Below are 329 nucleotides of genomic sequence, written 5' to 3' on the forward strand. Positions count from 1 at the left end.
GCCGGGTGCACATGCACTCCATCGACGATGATGCCGATCCAGCTGTCGCGGTCTTCCAGCGCAGCGCCCACTGCGCCGGGCTCGCGGCCCTGCAGTGGCGACATCGCGTTGTACAGGTGGGTGAAACCGCGCACGCCCGCATCCAGGCCGGCGCGGATCTCTTCGTAGGTGCCTGCGGTGTGGCCGGCGGCAACGATCACGCCCCGCTCGACCAGTGCACGGATGGTCTCCAGCGGCACGCGCTCCGGCGCCAGCGTGAGCAGGGTCACGCCGTTGTCCAGCGACGCGGCCAGTGCGATCTCTTCTTCATCCGGCACGCGGAACTTGCT

At 69.0% G+C, this 329-nt stretch carries 1 pseudogene; it reads right to left on the reverse strand.

The window, feature by feature from the left end:
- Positions 1-329, reverse strand: a pseudogene (locus EN850_RS34775) (N-acetylglucosamine-6-phosphate deacetylase); the annotation flags it as partial.

Source organism: Mesorhizobium sp. M8A.F.Ca.ET.207.01.1.1, from assembly GCF_004794715.1.
GTDB lineage: Bacteria > Pseudomonadota > Alphaproteobacteria > Rhizobiales > Rhizobiaceae > Mesorhizobium.